Genomic DNA, 19076 nt, shown 5'->3' on the forward strand with positions numbered 1-19076 from the left:
AATTATTTGATAACATATATACATAAGCATTTGAAAATGTCTTATCTTAACAAAGCTTTCTTTAGAAATATCTGATATAACCTGCAAAAGGCACTTCTTTATGAAGTGTCTTTTTGTGTATATGAACTTAATTACCATTTTCCGTACAGTATCTTGTAATTTATGATGGATATACTAACTGTGAAAATTCATGTCAAGATAAAAGAAGGGGACAAGTTAGTATGAAACAAAGTTCTATAAATCCGTTACTAATTGTTCTAGGTACAATCATTGTTCAAATTGGCCTTGGAACAATTTATACATGGAGTTTATTTAATCAACCCCTTGTAAGTAAGTTTGGATGGAATCTTAATTCAGTAGCGATAACTTTCTCCATAACAAGTTTTTCTTTATCATTCTCAACTTTATTTGCAGCAAAGTTGCAGAAAAAATTAGGACTTCGAAAACTTATTGCTACTGCAGGAATTGTTTTAGGACTCGGCTTAATACTTAGTTCACAAGTTTCTTCTTTACCACTATTATATTTATTAGCTGGTGTCGTTGTTGGTTATGCGGATGGAACAGCTTATATTACATCACTATCTAATTTAATTAAATGGTTTCCAAATCGGAAAGGGCTTATTTCAGGTATATCTGTATCAGCGTATGGAATGGGCAGCTTAATCTTTAGATATATAAACGGAAATCTTATCGATAACCTTGGTGTATCACAAGCATTCTTATATTGGGGTATTATCGTGTTACTTTTAGTGTTAATCGGATCGTTCTTCTTACGTGAGGCAATTGTAAGTAATGCTGTAACTGAAACATTACACAATGACTATACTCCGCGTGAAATGATGCGAACGAAACAAGTATATCTCCTATTTTTTATGTTATTCACCTCGTGTATGGGTGGTTTGTATTTAATAAGTATGGTAAAAGATATCGGCGTACAACTCGTTGGACTTAGCGCAGCAACCGCTGCAAACGCCGTTGCTATGATTGCAATCTTTAATACAGTAGGTAGAATTATTCTTGGGACGCTATCAGATAAAATCGGCCGAATGAAAATTGTCTCTGCAACGTTTATTATTATAGGATTGTCAGTCTTTACTTTAAGTTTTATTCCGCTAAATTACGGAATCTATTTTGCTTGTGTAGCAAGTGTCGCCTTTTGCTTCGGTGGTAATATAACTATATTCCCAGCTATTGTCGGAGATTTCTTTGGATTAAAAAACCATAGTACAAATTACGGCATTGTCTACCAAGGTTTCGGATTTGGTGCGCTTGCAGGATCATTTATTGGAGCGATACTCGGGGGATTTCAACCAACTTTCATTATAATCGGTATTTTAAGTGTTATTTCCTTCATGATTTCAATATTAATCCGTCCACCAACTGCAGAAAAGAAAAAGGAACTAAAACATTTACATCGGAAAGTTGCTTAATTTTAAAAAGAGTCCTCATGTTAGGGCTCTTTTTTATTCCATTAACTTTGCTTCTTTACTAACTCATTAAAGACAGGACAATATCATTATAAAATTGAATAGATAAGTAAAAAGGAGCGTGACACTTAAAATGAAAATAGTACAGCAGTGGGTACAAGAAGATAGTGATTACATAAGAGAGAAAGTAATTGAATATAATCAAAAATATCTCGCAGATGAAGAAAAAACACCTTCAGAAAAGGTTAGTTTCATAGTAAGAAATGAAAAAGAAGAAATCGTAGGTGGGGTAACAGCAATAATTTTTTGGCACCATGTACACGTTGACTTTCTATGGGTTTCTGAAGAATATAGGCATGAAGGTTACGGAAACAAGTTAATAAAGCTTATTGAAGAATTTGCAATTGAAAAAGGTTGTAGGTTAATTAATTTAGATACCTTTAGTTTCCAAGCTCCTGATTTTTATAAGAAACATGGATATAAAGTAATTGGAGTAAGTGAAGATCATCCGAAAGGACATAATCATTATTATTTAGAAAAACGGCTAAAAAGTATATAGAATTTGTTAACATTAGTATTTGGAATACAAATGTAATCAAGGCGAGGTTATTATTAATTTTAGTTTTAATTTAATCAATTTTCATGCTAAAACTTCAAGAACGTTCTTTGGATAATCTTCCTAAGATACGTTCTTTCTTTATATATCAGTGGCCCATTCTTATTAACTCCACCAATAGCGGTAAAGGCAAGACTTAACTAACTTATATATATTAAAAGGAGTTAATGGTAGAATGGATAGAAGACAGAAAATTCCTTTTATTAAAAATAGAGGAGGTACATATGAAAAAAGTTAATGTTACATACGCGATTTTGTACGATAAAACTAATGAAAAGATCTTAATGGTAAAAAACACAGGGGAAAATGGTTCTTATTATACATTACCGGGTGGCGCAGTTAAATTAGGAGAAACCTTAGAAGAAGGAGTAATTCGGGAAGTAAAAGAAGAAACAGGGTTACATATAAACGTAAAAGGGATTTGTTCTATCAGCGAAGCCTTTTTCGAGGAAAGAGATCATCATGCAATTTTCTTTAATTTTCTAGGCGAAATAATCGGCGGGGAGACATATATATCAAGACCAAAAGAAATCGAAGAGATTACTTGGATGGAATTACATATAGCAGCACCGTATTTACGCATACCAGAACATTTACTAGATTTATTACAAAAGAAAGAAACAGTACCTTATTTTTTTAACGGAACAATCGTTCATCAATCTTCATAAAAATATTATCTCATGTAAGGCGGGGAAAACATGGAGTTCATCGTTAATCACAAACAATTTACTCAAGCACTTTCAGAAGTTAACAAAGCGATATCAACAAAATCTTTAATTCCTATATTATCTGGTATAAAAATAACTGCAGATCAATCTGGAATTACTTTAATTGCAAGTAACTCGAATATTTTTATTGAAAAATTCATTCCTGTTTCAATTGAAGACGAAAAAATTGCAACTATTTTAAAGGCAGGAACTATTGTTGTACCTGCAAAGTATTTCATTGAAATAATAAAGAAAATGCCAAGTGATATAGCAATAAAAAGTAAGAATGAGCAAATTATTAAGATACAATCAGAAGAAATCACATTAAGTTTAAATGGATTTCCTGCAGATGAGTTTCCGAATGTACCGCTTATAGACAATCATGCAGAAATCAAGGTAGAGACAGAGCAATTGATTGAAGTATTTAAACAAACAGTCTTTGCGGTAGCGAAAAATGAATCTAGACCTGTTCTTACTGGGGTGCATATAGAGTTATCTAATAATAAGTTTATTTGTGCTGCAACTGACTCACATAGACTAGCGATACGTGAAACGCGACTTTCCTCAGATGTAAAAGCAAATTGTATTGTACCAAGCGCAACCATTAGTGAACTTCTAAAATTAATGAACAGCAATTCGGAATTCGTATATATTTACCTTTCAGAGAGTCATATTATATTTACGCTGGGAACAACTACATTATATTCAAGACTAATTGAAGGGAAATATCCTAATATTTCTAACCTTATTCCAAATGACTTTAAAACGATTATTAACATAGATAGAAAAAAGATATTACAAGGTGTAGACCGATCAAGTTTATTAGCAAGTGAATGGGCCAATAACAATGTTAACTTAGAAATCATAAACGAATCTACAATTAAAATTTCTTCAAACGCTTCTCAAATTGGGCAAATATCCGAAACGCAACAAATAGATGCGATTCAAGGTGAAAAACAATTAAATATATCTTTCGATGGGCGTTTTATGGTTGATGCTTTAAGAGCAATAAAAGAAGAAACGATTACTTTAAGCTTTGGCGGTTCTATGAGACCGATATTGATTGAAGCAGGAGAGCAATCTGCAGCAATCCATCTTATATCTCCAGTAAGAGCTTATTAAAAACGGAGGAAGGAATCACATTATGTACAAGCACACTTTATGTTTTATAAAAAGAAATGAAGAGATACTTATGTTAAATAGAGAATATGATCCGGTAAAAGGATTATGGAATGGGGTAGGAGGAAAGATAGAAAAGGGAGAAACTCCTTTAGAAAATGCGATTCGTGAAATAAAGGAAGAGACTAATATAAAAGTTACGTATGACCAAATTCAATTTAAAGGTATTATTAAATGGGAGGATTCTTCATATTCTGGCGGTATTTATGTTTATCTAGTAGAGTTACTTCATGAATTTACATATCACACTCCAAAAAAAGTCTCAGAAGGAATTTTAGATTGGAAAGAGGTTTCTTGGATTCTTAGTGACTATAATTACGGTGTAGGAGAGATGATACCTAAATTTTTAGTTGAAGTGCTCCACAATGAATTAATATTAGAGCATAATTTTATTTTATCTAATCATAAATTAATAGATTATAGGAATAAAGAATTAGCTAAGCAGGACAACTCTATAGATAATATAATTCCATTATAAAAAGTAAGAATCGTAATCTATCATACACAGCAAAATAATTATCACCTAAATATAAAAGCCATAGATTATTCGAAGAGTAGCTAAGGAGAAAATTTATATGAGGATGAGTGTGATGAAGAAAATAATTATTTTACTCATAGGTATCGTTTTAATTACTATTGCTTTTTATCAATACAACAAAAAAGAAGGTTTAGCTAAAAATGATAAGGTGTATGTAGAAGACTTTAAAGGTAAAAATGATTCAAACAAAATACAATCTGCTATTAATAAAGCAGAATCTAGTAAAATTAAAACAGTATTGCTTGATGATAAGAAGTATAAAATTACGTCACCAATCGTAGTGAAACAGGGTGTAAAGTTATTATTTGGTTATGGAACACAATTTGTTGTTGAAGGTAATTTTAGAGTTCTAGAATTAGAAAAAAACGCTTCTATTGAAGGAGCTTATATAGCTATAGATGATCCTAAATTTAATTCTGAAGTTATATATTTAGACGGAAAAAATAAGTATTATAACACTTGGCACAAAACACAAATAAAAGATATAAATATTATCAATTGGACAGAAACGAATAAAGGTACCGGCATTTCTTTGTATTCTGGTGGGAAGGAAAATGAAATTTCATTTATTAATTTTGAAAACATAAAAGTTGTAGGCATGGAAACTGGGGTGAAATTAGTAGCAAAGAAACCACAATCTGGACATGCATGGATAAATGCCAACCGTTTTATGAACTTCTCTCTCGAAGATTGTGTAAATATGATTTTTATGGATAGTAATGTAACAACGCCAAATGAAATTAGTGGTAACCTATTTACAAACCTTCAAATACAACCTACAAATAAAACGAAAAGTATTGTAAAGGTAAGTGGACAGCATAACGAGTTCCATGGAATGGTGTGGGATTTACAGAAAATCAATCACGAAAACGAACTCATTGAACTAAATGATAAAAGTATGAATACAGTGATTGAAATGTCCAGTGTACCAGCAAATAGAATTTTAGATAGCGGGAAATCAAATATAGTGAAATAAGTTTAAATACAGAAAAAGAGCGAATTCCTTATAAGAGAGTTGAACTGCACCCCAATTGTTAGACACAGTCTAACAATTGGAGGTGCAGTTTTTCTATGGCTAAATTTACAGCTGATGAAAAAATACAAATCGTTCTACGTTATTTGAACGGAAATGAAAGTTATCGAGAAATGGGTAGATCGCTCGGTATAAGTGACACAATCATTTTGAATTGGGTAAACCAATATAAACAGAATGGTCTGGAAGCTTTTCTAAAACGATGTACAAATTACACACAACAATTTAAACTAGACGTACTAAACTTTATGATTGAAAACGGTATGTCCTTATTTGAGACGGCAGCTATCTTTAATATTCCTGCCCCTTCAACGATTTCTGTTTGGAAAAAACAGCTCGAAACACAAGGAATTGATGCCCTTCAATCTAAGAAAAAGGGGCGTCCATCCATGAAAAAAGATTCAAATAAACAATTAAAACAACATTTAGCTGAAGGGTCAGTCGAAGCACTTGAAGCACGCATTAAACAGCTTGAGATGGAAAATGAGTACTTAAAAAAGTTAAATGCCTTAGTTCAAAACAAGGAAAAATCACAAAACAAGACAAAGCGCAAGTAATCTATGAATTAAGGCATAAATATTCGGTGAAGGCACTCGTGGAGCTAGCTACTATTCCTCGAAGCACGTATTATGATTTAGTAAAGAAAATGAATCGTCCAGATGTAGATGCCGATTTGAAAGCTGAGATTAAAGCGATTTATGAGGAAAATGAAGGTCGTTATGGTTACCGTCGCATTCGTGATGAATTAACGAATCGTGGCCAGAAAGTGAACCACAAGAAGGTTCAGCGCATTATGAAAGAGCTTGGGTTAAAGTGTGTTGTGCGTATGAAGAAATATAAATCCTATAAAGGAAAAGTCGGTAGAATTGCACCTAATATTTTAGAGCGTAATTTTCATACAGATGCACCGAATCAAAAGTGGGTAACAGACATCACAGAGTTTAAATTGTTTGGAGAAAAACTGTATGTATCACCTGTATTAGATTTGTATAATGGTGAAATTATTACCTATACAATTGGTTCTAGACCGACGTATTCGCTTGTTTCAGACATGTTAGAGAAAGCATTGGAACGTTTACCTGAAACGCACCAGCTACTGATGCATTCGGATCAAGGATGGCATTATCAAATGAGACAATACGTCCGTACACTAGAATCAAGAGCTATCGTCCAGAGTATGTCTCGAAAAGGCAACTGTTACGACAACGCAGTAATAGAAAATTTCTTTGGGATTATGAAATCGGAGTTCCTCTACATAAAAGAATTTGAAAATGTAGAGCACTTTAAAATAGAATTAGAAAAATATATAGATTATTATAATACGAAACGGATTAAGGCAAAATTAAAAATGAGCCCGGTACAATACCGGACTCACTTTTATCAAGCTGCCTAATCAAATAACCGTGTCTAACTTTTAGGGGTCACTTCAAGTTCGCTCTTTTTCTATTTATAATTAAATTTCTCTCCACCAAGCTGTTGAAGGATAGTTTGTAGATTTTAACGTAATAGATTCGCCAATTTGAGGCGTTGTAATTTTAACTTCTAAACGGTTAGCTTCTTTCGTAACACGCTCTATCGGATCACTCCATTCGTGTAATGCTAATGTAAAAGCACCCCAATGAATCGGAAGAAGTAATTCTCCTTGTACATCAATATGAGCTTGTACAGTTTCTTCAGGCAACATATGAATCGCAGACCACCTCGGATCATATTGTCCGCATTCCATCAATGTAAGATCGAATGGACCATATTTATCACCAATTTCCTTAAAGTGAGGGGCATAACCGCTATCGCCACTAAAGAAAATTTTAGTCTCTTGACCAAGGATAAGCCATGAACACCATAATGAACAATCTCTATCTGTCATACTTCGTCCAGAGAAATGCCTTGCAGGCGCACATACTAACTTAATATTATCAAACGTAATTTCGTCCCACCAATTATGCTCACTAATTTTACTAGGCGAAACACCCCATTTAATAAGATATTGTGCAACTCCAGTTGGAACATAAAAGTGCTTTGCGCGATCTTTTAACTGAATAATACTTTTGTAATTCAAATGATCATAGTGATTATGAGAAATGATAATCGCATCAATTTCTTGAAGGTCATCACGTTCTAAAGAAAAAACACCACTATAGCGTTTACTATTAAACAAAGGAAATGGGGAAGAGGCATCTCCGAACATAGGGTCTAATAACAGTTTTTTACCTTCTATTTTCAAAAGAGAAGCAGAATGGCCAAACCATGTAACACTCTCTAACGGTTCATTATCTTTATTTGATAAAACGATAGGCAAACCCTTTATAGGACGCAGCTTTGATTTTATTTTAAAGTAATCCGTCATTAAACTTATAATATCTTTCGGTTTAAAACTCATATCAGTATGAATTTGATTTGTATATTTCTTATTCATTCGTTCTCCTTTTTACGATTAACAATTTACGTATGTTGTTATTGTAGCTATTTGTAGTTTAAACTATATTATTTTACCTTTCATCTAAAATGCCTTGTATTTCATAAATCCGTCAAATTCATTATTTGTATCTATAAAGTACAAATCGCACAGCAGCAGCTAAGACAAATATTAAGTACATGTAAATTGTTTTTATTTAGTAAATTCCTTCTTATACGCAACAAAGAACATATGTTTCTTTGTATGTTATAGAAGAAAATATGTCTCTAATAAAAGAAAGGAAGGAGAGGATATAAGTGCACATAGAGCGAAAAAAGAAATCAAAATGTAAACTATCAAAATCTGAAATCATGCATTTGTATACTGAAGGGAAGAGCACCTCAGAAATCGCTGTGCTTGCTAATGTGTCTGCAAGGTATATTCGTATGGTTTTATCAGACAATAACGTACCAAGGCGCGCTATAGGGAGTTGGAAGAGAAAGTATGACATAACAGAAGATTACTTTAAAACGTGGTCAAACAATATGGCTTATATTTTAGGGTTTATAGCAGCAGATGGTGTTATACAGAAAGAAAATCAATGTGTCAGTATATCTCAAAAAGAAAGTTATATTTTAGAAAATATAAAAAAAGAACTAAAAACAAACCAGCCACTTTATCAAAACAAAAAAACAAGCGTATACATGCTAAATATTAATAGCAAAACAATAAAAGACGACCTTATGAACATACACGGAATTATGCCATGTAAATCATTTAACATCGAATTTCCTTTTGTACCAGAAGAATATTTGCATCATTTTGTTCGTGGGTATTTTGATGGGGATGGTTACGTCAAGTATGAAACTTATACAGTTAATTTCATAGGTGGATCATATAACTTTATGAATTCTTTACATCAAATTCTTCAAAATCGCAATTTACGAGCCGATTTACTAAATCAAAACAAACATTACCGCGTTATTTTATCTGGAAGAAAATCAATACAACTATTTTCAAATTGGATTTATAAAGACAAAGATATTTATTTGCATAGAAAATATGAAGTGTTTCAGAGAGAAAGTCTGAGTTTAGATCAATTACAAGATCGAAAATTAAAACAAACTCAAACTGCCGTTAAACAAAGAAAACAAAATTTCCTTGAAGAATATATGAAAAATAAATGTAATGCTACAACTTGTTCAAATTTAGAAATAAGTGAATCGGCTTTCAAACGTTGGCTAAAAAATGATAATCAATTTAAAAGAGATTATGAAAAGATTAATTTAACAATGTCCACTAGCGATAACTAAATATAAAATCCTAAAAAACCTTAGAATAGGTATGAAGATAGCTATTCTAAGGTTTTTTATTTTTAAATCATAAAGGATTCTTAATTTTATTGATTGAATATAGTAAATACATAGATTTTACAATTTTCTTGATAAAAAAGGAGAGAGGCACCTTGCAAAAGAAATTTATCAATCCAGAAACGATGCCACCAACTTTTGGATATTCACATGTAGTGGAAGTTAGTAACGCTAAACGAACAATTTACATATCTGGACAAGTAGCGATTAACACTGATGGTCAAATAGTTGGCATTGGTGATTTAGCTACACAAACGCGACAAGTTTTCGAAAATATTAAAAGTGCATTAGAAACTTCGGAATTAAGATTTAATGATGTAGTAAAATTAACATTTTTCCTAACAGATATTTCTCAAATGGCCATGGTTAGAGATATACGAGATCAATACGTTGATACTAAGAATCCACCAGCAAGTTCAGCTGTCGAAGTTAGAAAGTTAATTAACGATAACTTATTAATTGAAATTGAAGCAATTGCTATAGCAAACTAATTTTAAGAACTTATCCGTAATCATATCAATGCAATTCGTTTAATGCGTTCAGTTAAAACGAATTGCATTTTTTATTGTCTTAAATATAATTTATATCTGGAGACATTTTCATCAACAACTTATAAAACAAACAACTAAACAATCCATCACACAGAATGATTAAAAAGAACGAGGGGAGGCTAATCACAAAAGCTGTCTTATTTATAATAAGTTTATAATTTGAAGTTAGTTAACATAATATATATTATAGGTAGTTATAGAGACAAAGCGATTACAGGTATCAAAAACCAAGTAAACTATACTTAATGAGACGGAACGGAGATTTTTAGTGAGATTCATATGAAATCTTATCTAAACAAATTTCTTCGGTTTTTATCGTTTTTATTTGTTATAAATTCATCACAGCAAATCTTACTCAATAATCGCTTAAGATTTAACGAATCCAAATCATTTTTGATCGGCAAGAAATTTTTATACAGAAAAATTATTTCTATACAAAATATAAATTAGTAATTTTATTTTATGTTTTACTTAATGAACTTATTGCTATTTGCACACGTTTTACAACTTTACATTATTTGTTGTTATTTCTGTTATTTAGGCTTGCCTTTCATTACACTCATTGTTTTTTATTCTAGTTAACATAACGCTTATTTTTAACATAAAAAATCCTCCTCACCTTCAGGAAGATTTTTTGTTTGCTATTAATTTATTTATATCTTCTAGTAACAATCCCAATTGTAAATGACATTGGAAAAATCTAGATTTAACAGCTCTTCCTTACGTATAAAGAAATTAGCAACCCCAGAATCGCCCCACATAATATTTAATGAGTCGTCTGTATCGATTTGCAGCAATAATATGTCATGTTGCTGGTATTTTTCTTCCCATTCTCTCGGATCTGTCTGTGTGAAAAATGGATATCCACCAATTTTATGTCCTTGATCTTTACATAAATCATCATACAGTTCGCCTAATTCTATATTATTTTCTTCATCAACAATCTCTTCCCAATCAATGTTATCACTAAAAATCATTTCAAATCGATAATCTCTTGGTGTTACTGGTTGATATGCCAACTCAAACTTTAGTTTTGCTGCTTCGGGTATGATAAAATTCTCTAAATGTAAAGTGTTTAAATAACTAAAATCAGTAATCACCTTAGTTAAATCCGCTGTGATTGTAGAATGATAAACAATTCGAAAGTCTTTTTGGCTTGTGGGATGATCAAAATCTGCTCCAAAAAGATCTTCTTCAGGACTTACGAAAAACTGTAACAATCCCTTTTGAGGCATATATTCAACATGCGGCATTTCTTCAAAGTTTAACTGCGCAAGTAGCATCATAGGTTGTCCATTTGAGTCTTTAGGATGCTCTTGATCTATAGGTAAATACGGATAACCACCAAACTTACTTTCAAAAAGCGTTGTCTCTGCTAATGTTCCAGACACTTTAACATACGGTTTCACACTTTCTTCTAAAATACTACGATACTGTTCTAGTTCTTTCGGAATTTGAAGTTGATACGTATTCTTCACTACATTTGCCTCCCTTTAGTAACGAATTGAAAATGCCTAACTTAATTATATAGTAAGCGATAGCTTAATTGAAAATCGTTAAAAATCCATTTTCACCCTCATTTTTTGCGCGCTTGTCGGACAAAGTAAATTATGCTCTAAAACCTTTTTATTGATAGTTCGAATTAATTCCGCTGCTTCTGCCGTATTTGTATTTTCTTTTAGTCTTTCTTTTAAATCTTCAATTTCTTTTGAAAGCTCAATCCACCTAGGCAAAATATGATTATTTGCTAAAGTTCTATAAAGTTGCTTTTCAGGATTGTAAGAAAGATCTTTATCGAGATTAAGAGGTTTACCTTTACCAGGTAAATTATCAAAAGCTCCTTTCTGTTCTGCTTGTTTAACGATAGAACTAATATGATCCTCATACGTATACGACCAAACTTTTTCATCTTTTACTAAAATCTCTTGTTTCTTTAATTTTTTATCGAGTTCTTCCTGATTCATAGATTTTCTCTCCTTTTTATTTTATAGTGTGGTTTTTATCTATTTCAAATCTTTCAATCCATCAAATAACTTTTTTCACCCTCACACGCTATCATGACCGTCTTGAAACTCTTCATAAGTGGTTTTGTACCCTTTATCTTTTAAAGCTCTATACAAGTGATTATTGGCCGTTAAAAGAGGTTTGTTTTCAAGTTGTCCTGCTACCATATAAAAGTGAAGTTGAGTTGCATTAGAATTTATAGATGAAATTTGATTTTCAATGCGAGGAATATCGTTTTCAAAAGTTAGTTCTTCTAGCTGATTAACATGATCTACAGCAATACATGGCGGTATTCCATTTTCGTAAATTAAATAATTGAGTGTTTTTGCGATTGAAGATTACTTAATGCATGGATTTTTATTAAAGACAATGAAATGTTCTTGAAGATGTGAAGTTTGAGAATAATTATGAGGTAGATCAAGATGTTTTGCCTTTGCTGCAATGTGGCAGTAAGGATATTTAATTTTGATAGAATGATATAAGAGTTTTGCTACACTTTTGTAATAAGACTCTTTAAATAAGTTATTTACTAGAATAATTGTCTATTGCTTGAATAGAAAGTTCAAACGATTTTATTCTTCTTTCTAAAAGCGTTCTTTGAGGACTCCCAAGCTTTGACTTAACGTAAATCTTTTCAATTGATGGAAGCAAACCAATCAGAACATTACGAGCTTCTGCTAAATCTTCCTGAGTATAATGATGAGTTTCTTGCTTCCAAACACTTTCTAACATAGCTAAGCCGATACTAGCTGCTTTGAGTCTTTTTTTCACTAAAGTAGTATTTGATCCTTTTTGAGTCATCTGTGATAAGGCATTTTCAAGTTTACTAATTGTTGACTGTAAAGATTTTATTGATTCTACTTTATCTATATTTGATACGTTTTTCATGTTAATGTTATCCCTTCTACGTTGCTAACTTGTTTTGTTTAATGTTCAATGAAATCCTTAAAAGCTTGATTTCACTCGAAATATTTTAACATAAATAACTAACTGTATTCGAGTTGGACAATAACTTAAAGCAAAACAGCTATTCCTCTCTCCTCCCCTGTATCATTCTATTATATGTACTTCTTTCTTCTCATTAGAATTCCTATATAAACTAATTGTTAATATTGAATGTTTTATGAACAAAAAACGTACAAGTAATGTAACCTGTACGTTTTCGCTTTTATTCAGTAAGGTAATAAAGTAATAGCTTCCTGGTCTTCTCATAACTTATGAAATCTCTATACAAAATGGGATAATTCACAATTTCTGTTTCTAGAAAACGATATTGCGGAAACCACTCAAAAAACGATTTTCTTAACCACTTTATTTGTTGAAACGTAATGTTCTGTTCGTTTCCATTTAGTACAGAATTTAAAGTAGCTGCTGTATGCATCCAATGATGATTAAAATCAGCGTTTATACAATTATCTTCGGTAAATCTACTTTCTAAGTTTCGCTGCAATTTTGCTGTAGCGCGATAAGGAAACGGTTTGTACAGCGGACTAGGCATTTTCTGCAATTCATTAAAAATAACCCTTTTTCCTAACTTCAACTTTCTCCTCCTTTATTTCTCTATCCAATTTAATAAGTTTTCATAATGATATTGAGCATCTATATAGCCAAGGTTATATAAATTAACAAGTTTCTCTTTATTTCTTTCTATTCCGCTTATTGGAAGCTGTACGCTAGGCTGAATGACATAAAAGTTGTCTTTTTGTTCTATTTGATTCATATAAGATATCGTCTCATTATAAAAACGATAATGTTCTACTAAAGATTCTGCGATATTCGGATATTTTCTATATAAAATTTTAGCCAGTCTAGAAAATTTATTCCGCTGCTTTTCGTATCCTTCTGGTTTTGTCATGATAACTACATTCTTTTCATAACCATCAGTTTGAGCTTTTAGAACTGGAATAGGATCTATAATTCCTCCATCTAACAACTTACGATTATCGTATTCTACAGCAGGTGCTATAAACGGAACTGAGCTAGATGCACGGATGATTTTTAAAATATCATTTCCATGTTCTATTTTATTATAATAAACAGCTCGTCCTGATTCGCAATCAGTCGTCCCTATAACAAATTGTTCATTACAGTTTAAGAAAGTTTGAAAATCAAACGGGACAATTTTATTAGGTACTTCATCAAATAAAAAGTCCATCCCAAATAATTCACGTTTTCGAATTAAATTTCGATAAGATATATACCTGTAATCTGATACTAGTTCTGTATTTACTTTCTTATTTCTCCCTTTTTGACGTGACAAATAGGTTGCCCCCATACAGGCTCCAGCTGATACGCCGACTACATACGGAAAGAATAAGTTCTTTTCCATGAAATATTCGAGTACACCTGCAGTATATAAACCTTTCATTCCTCCGCCCTCTAATACTAAACCGATATTCTTCATGTTATATCCCTCTGCTTCTTTTTTCTTAATTTCATATTAGCACAAGATTTTAAGATGAAGTTATATAAACTAATTACAACAATAACCAGAAACTACTAAAGTAATGTCATAATATCTTTGTGAGTAACATGTTACAATATAAGTAATTCATTCCACATATATTAAAGGAGGAATTTAATATGGGTTTATTTAGCGGTATTTTAGGAAATGCATCAAATACGAGTTCTGAAAGTGTAGAACGTGATTTAGAGAAGATTATGCTAGACGATGAAAAAGTAGAGCATGCTTATAAATTAATTCGTGATCTAATCGTATTTACAAATCGTCGACTTATTTTAGTAGATAAACAAGGAGTAACCGGCAAAAAAACAGAATACCATTCTATTCCTTATAAAAGTATTACACAATATAGCATCGAAACGGCTGGGCATTTTGATTTAGATGCAGAACTTAAAATTTGGGTGTCTAGTATGGAGGATCCAATTACGAAAGAATTTAAAGGTGACGATAGTATTTTAAGCATTCAAAAAGCGTTAGTGACATATACGACAAAGTAGTGGTTTCTTGTATTTTTATTCATTTCAGAAATTACTAACCCGAGTATTTTGGAAGAAAATACATCATTTTTGTATATTTAATCTAAAATAACATAAAAAGGTAAAGCGTGTTTTATATGCTTTACCTTTCTTTTTTGTAATAAATAAGTGTAGTTTTATCATTTAATTTCTTTATAACTTCTGTTCTTTTATACTCCATCTTTTCATACAAAAAACAATTTTTCTCTTCTTCTAAAATAGTAGCAAGTTCCCAGCTCGTTGCTTCAGGAAACATTTCCTCAATTAATGTAATCACCTTTTGAGCAATTCCTTTTCCTTGATAACCCGGATGAATAAACATTGGACTGATCCAAAATTTAGAGGGTGTTTCTTTTTGTGAAATGCATATCGCTCCAACAAGATTCATATCCACTATTATTTTATAGAAGCCACCGTTTACTTGATTTATTCTACAAATAGTTTTTTCGATAGTTTCATTTGCTGGATTTGTTTCATAGTCTTTATATTTATGTAATAAAGGGCTAAATGAGTCTATTTGCATTTGAAATATAACTTCTACATCAGTTTCTGTCGCCTTCTCTAATATAATATCCATGTTACCAATTTAGACGCTTTCTTAAAGAAGTAATATGAGCGGTATGATGACGACCATGCCATGCGTATAGTCCTATTGCAACAGCAAGTTTTGTTTCACCAGTTTCAGGATGGTTAAATGTCTTTTCTAAATCTTCAATTTCTAGAGAATATAAAAGGTTAACCCATCTTTTATGTAATGAATCTAGCATTACTAGTGAAACATCTACCGGTAATTTTGAATCGGGTAACTCTGCCCACTTCTCTTCTTTATACGGCTTAATAGTTGGATTCTTTTCTGTCAGTGCTAATTTAAAGCGTATGTAGCTATTCATATGGCTATCAACGACGTGATGAACTACTTGGCGTACAGTCCAACCTCCAACGCGATATGGTGTATCTAACTGCTTCTGATCTAAATCTTTAATTGCCTTTGTTAGTTCATGAGGTAAATCTTCAATTTCTTGAATCCATGTATCAATCATTTCTTCCGTTATAGGACGTTTGTATGTAAATTGGCCAATTGGATAACGCAAATCATTCATGAATAAGTCCTCCTTATTATAAGCGCGAAGTATTTCTCCAAATATAATGTACAAACTTCACATGTTCTCCATTTAATTCTACAGATGTTGTATCTGATTCGTTTTGATAAGAAGAAAATCCGCTTTTTTCTAGTACAATTTGTGATGCGAGATTATTAGTCGTTGTTTTAGCATAAATGTCAGTAATTTCATTATTTTTCGCTACATCTAAAATTAATTTTACGGCTGCTGTTGCAACTCCTTTTTTAGTAAATTTTTCTCCGACCCGATACCCTAGTGAACTAATTCGAGTTTCCGTATCTATATCTACTAAATTGATTCGCCCTACAATTTCTTTTTCTTCATTACGAATTAAATAAAAATAAGAATCTCCATCCGCTTGTTCTATTAATAAATCGTCTAGTAGTTTTTGGAAATATTCAAATTCAAAATATTTCGAGCCACGATTTGGTACCATTGTTTCAAAAAAAGATTTATTCGTAAGTTCAAACGTAAATAAATCCTTAACATCTTGTTTCTTTAGTTGCTCTATGTATATTTCCATCTCGTATTCTCCTTCTTGATTTACTAACTGTTATACATTCTTTTTTAATCAATTATATTCCTGCTATTTCTTTCGATTAAGCAATACAGATAGTAGCACTTTCGGATGAAAAAGATGAAATGGACTACGAATTAAATTCATCACTCGTACTAATCGAATATAAACATCAGAATTACTTGCGGATAGTCGATATATTTGTTTCGTATACCATAGCTGAAATTTTTGTTTTGTAGTTAATTCTCTCTTTAGCTGCGGGTGACGTGATATTTCTGTCGTTGTCATATCCCAAGGGGTTTCTATTATATTAGCTGTCTTTTTATAAAATTGTTGTGTAAATGTTTTATCAAGCTGTTTTCTGCCTTGCAGAAGTAATTGCAACTGGTGAGCCTCCATAGCAGCAACTGATACGCCTTGGCCGAAAACGGGATCAAAACGACATTGCGCATCTCCAACAACTAATAAGCCTTCTGGTACATTATTCACTAAATCAAATCGCCGGCGTACTTGATAAGGAATTTTGTATGTCTTTATATCAGTAATTCCCTCAGCCTTGTTTAGGAAGTCTGTAACATTAGAAATTGATAGGTTTTCAGCAAAATCATAAAACTCATCATCTGTTTGTGGTGCTTTCTCATTTGCGTATCCACTGAAAGTAACAAAATAACGATTATCTTCTATCGTTTGAATAAGAACGCCATAAGGGTTATCAGGGAAACTCGGAGACATTAGCATATTACAACAGTCTAACTCCTCATTTTCTTTAAGTTTGAACATTTTCGTTGCGTAAAATAAATCAATACGAACTTTCTCTTCTTTTACTTCAATTTCGTATTCTCGTAGCCATTCTATACTTTTTGAGCCAAATCCACTCGCATCAACTACAAGATCTGCATGAACTTCTTCTTGTGTGTCTGTCTCTAAATATTTAACTTTTACTCCACACACTTTGTTAAGCTTTGCATCTACCAATAACCCTTTAACCAATATTTCATATTTAATAGTAATATTTGAAATTTGATGTATTCGTTTTTGAATATGCCATTCTAGCAAAGGACGACTTTGTTGAATCATATGTACTTCCCCTATGAACGGTTGTTTCCATAGACCGAATTGATGCCATTTCAAATCACGCGTAAAGTTGTTTATAATACTACCCGCTTCTATTAATTCGTTCGTAATATTAGGAAACAATTCTTCAATTGCGTTTTCTCCACCTTTTAATAACACGTGAGGATGATTACTTTGTGGAACTCTTTTTCTCGAAGACTTTCCATCCCATCTTTCACCAGCTTCTATAATGATTACTTCTTTAAAAGAAGTTGATAATGCTTTTGCTGCAAACTTTCCTGCCATACTTCCACCAATAACGATAGCCGTATTAAACATATTTTCCCCCTTAATAAAAAGAGATCCTGCCTTGTATGAATGAAACAGGATCTTAAACTAATTAACTTCTTTATCATTATACTTAAAATACATCAGTAAATTGCAACATTAAAATTAAAATACCTAATCCCCATACGTAATACGCGAATACTTTTAAGGAGTGACGTTTTAAATATTGAATCATCCATGAAACGGCTATGTATCCAAAAAACGCTGCTGATAACGTTCCGACAATTAAAGATGTACTAGAAATAGATTCTGCTTTCCCTTGAAAAACGTCTACAAATTGCAAAATAATGGCTCCGACAATGGCTGGCGTTGATAATAAAAAAGAAAAGTAAGCAGCAGTTTCACGGTCTAACTGCCTCCATAATGCAGCGACGATTGTCATACCAGAACGAGAAATCGCTGGGAAAATAGCAGCCGCTTGAAATGAACCGATAATTAATGCGTCTTTATATGTGATGTCATCCATTTTTTTACGACCATTCTTTTGTTTATCTGCCATGTAGAGAAAGAATCCGCTCACTAAAAACTCCCAACCGATCGTGATTCCTGTTTTTGAAATATCTTCAAAGAAGTCTTTAAACAATAAACCAATAACAACTGCAGGTATCGTCCCAACAATAAGTAATAACATGAGCTTTGAAAATGGGTTTTTAATTAAATATATAAATTCTTTTTTGTAATAAATAAACACTGCAAGTAAAGTCCCAATATGCAACATCGTATCTAAAAATAAGCCTGCTTTATCTAATTGAAATAAATGCCTTCCTAAATAAAGATGTCCGGTACTACTGATTGGTAAAAATTCTGTTAAACCTTGAATTATACCTAATATGAAAGCTTCTAACCAATTCATGATGGTCTCCTTTCTCTTTTGCTTGTACCAATATATGAGGGTTAAATTTTCGATATGAAAAAAACTATATTTCTCTATGAATTTACTTTTAATTTATGGATATATATGTAAAGAGAATTAAGGAGGGTTATTATGTGGAAGCACACAAAATTTGGTAATGTATTACTTTGGGTAGGCCCTATCCTTGTATTTTTAGGACTATGTATGACAAATGTTATTTCAGATATTCCTTTCTTTGAGGGAAAACATAAAACGCTTGGTATTGTACTTATATTTATAGGGATATTCTGTTTTATTGTGGCTAATCATTTGAAAAAAGGAGAAAGATATGAAGAATAAATCTAAATAAAAAACAATCCTGGCATATTAGCTAGGATTGTTTTTT

Annotated in this window: 21 protein-coding genes and 1 pseudogene; 11 read left to right on the top strand and 11 right to left on the bottom strand. The window is 31.9% G+C overall.

What is annotated here, in order from left to right; genetic code table 11:
* Nucleotides 1-221 precede the first annotated feature (221 nt).
* The 7 genes from MHI28_RS02910 to MHI28_RS02940 all read left to right on the top strand — a co-directional run bounded on the left by MHI28_RS02910 (nt 222) and on the right by MHI28_RS02940 (nt 6893).
* Complete coding sequence (locus tag MHI28_RS02910) at nt 222-1430, top strand: L-lactate MFS transporter (RefSeq protein ID WP_000814377.1); 1209 nt, start codon at nt 222-224, stop codon at nt 1428-1430.
* Between the two features lie 130 nt (nt 1431-1560).
* A complete protein-coding gene (locus tag MHI28_RS02915) occupies nt 1561-1986 on the top strand; it encodes a GNAT family N-acetyltransferase (RefSeq protein WP_000706899.1) in 426 nt (141 codons plus the stop codon).
* Between the two features lie 281 nt (nt 1987-2267).
* Entirely contained in the window at nt 2268-2711 is a 444-nt protein-coding gene (locus MHI28_RS02920) for an NUDIX hydrolase (protein WP_000757615.1), read from the top strand.
* Between the two features lie 30 nt (nt 2712-2741).
* Nucleotides 2742-3872: a DNA polymerase III subunit beta gene (gene dnaN / locus MHI28_RS02925; protein ID WP_000394477.1), complete on the top strand. Its 1131-nt coding sequence runs from the start codon at nt 2742-2744 to the stop codon at nt 3870-3872.
* Nucleotides 3873-3894: 22 nt separating this feature from the next.
* The gene (locus MHI28_RS02930; RefSeq protein ID WP_002082688.1) at nt 3895-4407 is read left to right on the top strand and encodes an NUDIX hydrolase; all 513 of its coding nucleotides are present in this window, start codon (nt 3895-3897) and stop codon (nt 4405-4407) included.
* 97 nt (nt 4408-4504) lie between these two features.
* Complete coding sequence (locus tag MHI28_RS02935) at nt 4505-5443, top strand: hypothetical protein (protein ID WP_001242970.1); 939 nt, start codon at nt 4505-4507, stop codon at nt 5441-5443.
* Between the two features lie 95 nt (nt 5444-5538).
* A protein-coding gene (locus MHI28_RS02940) for an IS3 family transposase (protein WP_208730123.1) occupies nt 5539-6893 on the top strand; the annotation gives its coding sequence in 2 pieces (ribosomal slippage) (nt 5539-5992 and nt 5992-6893; 1356 coding nt in all).
* A gap of 60 nt (nt 6894-6953) precedes the next feature.
* On the opposite strand, the gene MHI28_RS02945 is transcribed toward MHI28_RS02940, so the two are convergent.
* Nucleotides 6954-7916, bottom strand: a complete 963-nt coding sequence (locus tag MHI28_RS02945; protein WP_001037074.1) for an MBL fold metallo-hydrolase — start codon at nt 7914-7916, stop codon at nt 6954-6956.
* 296 nt (nt 7917-8212) lie between these two features.
* On the opposite strand from MHI28_RS02945, the gene MHI28_RS02950 reads away from it, so the two are divergent.
* Together MHI28_RS02950 and MHI28_RS02955 are read left to right on the top strand one after the other, a co-directional pair.
* Complete coding sequence (locus tag MHI28_RS02950; protein WP_000546833.1) at nt 8213-9208, top strand: LAGLIDADG family homing endonuclease; 996 nt, start codon at nt 8213-8215, stop codon at nt 9206-9208.
* Nucleotides 9209-9360: 152 nt separating this feature from the next.
* A complete protein-coding gene (locus tag MHI28_RS02955; protein WP_001169706.1) occupies nt 9361-9756 on the top strand; it encodes a RidA family protein in 396 nt (131 codons plus the stop codon).
* A 722-nt stretch (nt 9757-10478) separates the two neighbouring features.
* Here the strand turns inward: MHI28_RS02955 and MHI28_RS02960 are convergent.
* The 5 genes and pseudogenes from MHI28_RS02960 to MHI28_RS02980 form a co-directional block, all read right to left on the bottom strand.
* A complete protein-coding gene (locus MHI28_RS02960) occupies nt 10479-11294 on the bottom strand; it encodes a YwqG family protein (RefSeq protein WP_000799798.1) in 816 nt (271 codons plus the stop codon).
* Between the two features lie 78 nt (nt 11295-11372).
* A pseudogene (locus MHI28_RS02965) lies at nt 11373-12245 on the bottom strand (DnaJ family domain-containing protein); the annotation flags it as partial.
* 97 nt (nt 12246-12342) lie between these two features.
* Nucleotides 12343-12708 (bottom strand): hypothetical protein, encoded by a 366-nt coding sequence (locus MHI28_RS02970; RefSeq protein WP_000800304.1) that lies wholly within the window; start codon nt 12706-12708, stop codon nt 12343-12345.
* Between the two features lie 280 nt (nt 12709-12988).
* Nucleotides 12989-13360, bottom strand: coding sequence for a YxiJ-like family protein (locus MHI28_RS02975; protein ID WP_000765972.1), 372 nt, complete (start codon nt 13358-13360; stop codon nt 12989-12991).
* A 12-nt stretch (nt 13361-13372) separates the two neighbouring features.
* Nucleotides 13373-14224, bottom strand: a complete 852-nt coding sequence (locus MHI28_RS02980; protein ID WP_000789282.1) for a patatin-like phospholipase family protein — start codon at nt 14222-14224, stop codon at nt 13373-13375.
* A gap of 179 nt (nt 14225-14403) precedes the next feature.
* Here MHI28_RS02980 and MHI28_RS02985 point away from each other — a divergent pair, with 179 nt between their 5' ends.
* Complete coding sequence (locus MHI28_RS02985; protein ID WP_000522474.1) at nt 14404-14781, top strand: PH domain-containing protein; 378 nt, start codon at nt 14404-14406, stop codon at nt 14779-14781.
* Nucleotides 14782-14902: 121 nt separating this feature from the next.
* On the opposite strand, the gene MHI28_RS02990 is transcribed toward MHI28_RS02985, so the two are convergent.
* From MHI28_RS02990 to MHI28_RS03010, 5 genes are all read right to left on the bottom strand, one after another.
* Nucleotides 14903-15376: a GNAT family N-acetyltransferase gene (locus MHI28_RS02990; protein WP_000351398.1), complete on the bottom strand. Its 474-nt coding sequence runs from the start codon at nt 15374-15376 to the stop codon at nt 14903-14905.
* A gap of 1 nt (nt 15377) precedes the next feature.
* Nucleotides 15378-15899: a YfiT family bacillithiol transferase gene (locus tag MHI28_RS02995; RefSeq protein WP_000999062.1), complete on the bottom strand. Its 522-nt coding sequence runs from the start codon at nt 15897-15899 to the stop codon at nt 15378-15380.
* Between the two features lie 16 nt (nt 15900-15915).
* A complete protein-coding gene (locus tag MHI28_RS03000) occupies nt 15916-16443 on the bottom strand; it encodes a GNAT family N-acetyltransferase (RefSeq protein WP_000409250.1) in 528 nt (175 codons plus the stop codon).
* A gap of 63 nt (nt 16444-16506) precedes the next feature.
* The gene (locus tag MHI28_RS03005; RefSeq protein WP_000483449.1) at nt 16507-17829 is read right to left on the bottom strand and encodes an FAD-dependent oxidoreductase; all 1323 of its coding nucleotides are present in this window, start codon (nt 17827-17829) and stop codon (nt 16507-16509) included.
* A gap of 82 nt (nt 17830-17911) precedes the next feature.
* Entirely contained in the window at nt 17912-18691 is a 780-nt protein-coding gene (locus MHI28_RS03010; RefSeq protein ID WP_001104287.1) for an undecaprenyl-diphosphate phosphatase, read from the bottom strand.
* A 132-nt stretch (nt 18692-18823) separates the two neighbouring features.
* Between MHI28_RS03010 and MHI28_RS03015 the strand changes: the two genes are divergently transcribed.
* Nucleotides 18824-19030, top strand: a complete 207-nt coding sequence (locus MHI28_RS03015; protein ID WP_000265474.1) for a hypothetical protein — start codon at nt 18824-18826, stop codon at nt 19028-19030.
* The last annotated feature ends 46 nt before the right edge of the window (nt 19031-19076 follow it).

It is taken from the genome of Bacillus sp. FSL K6-0268 (genome assembly GCF_038005425.1).
GTDB classification, from domain to species: Bacteria; Bacillota; Bacilli; order Bacillales; family Bacillaceae_G; genus Bacillus_A; species Bacillus_A thuringiensis_S.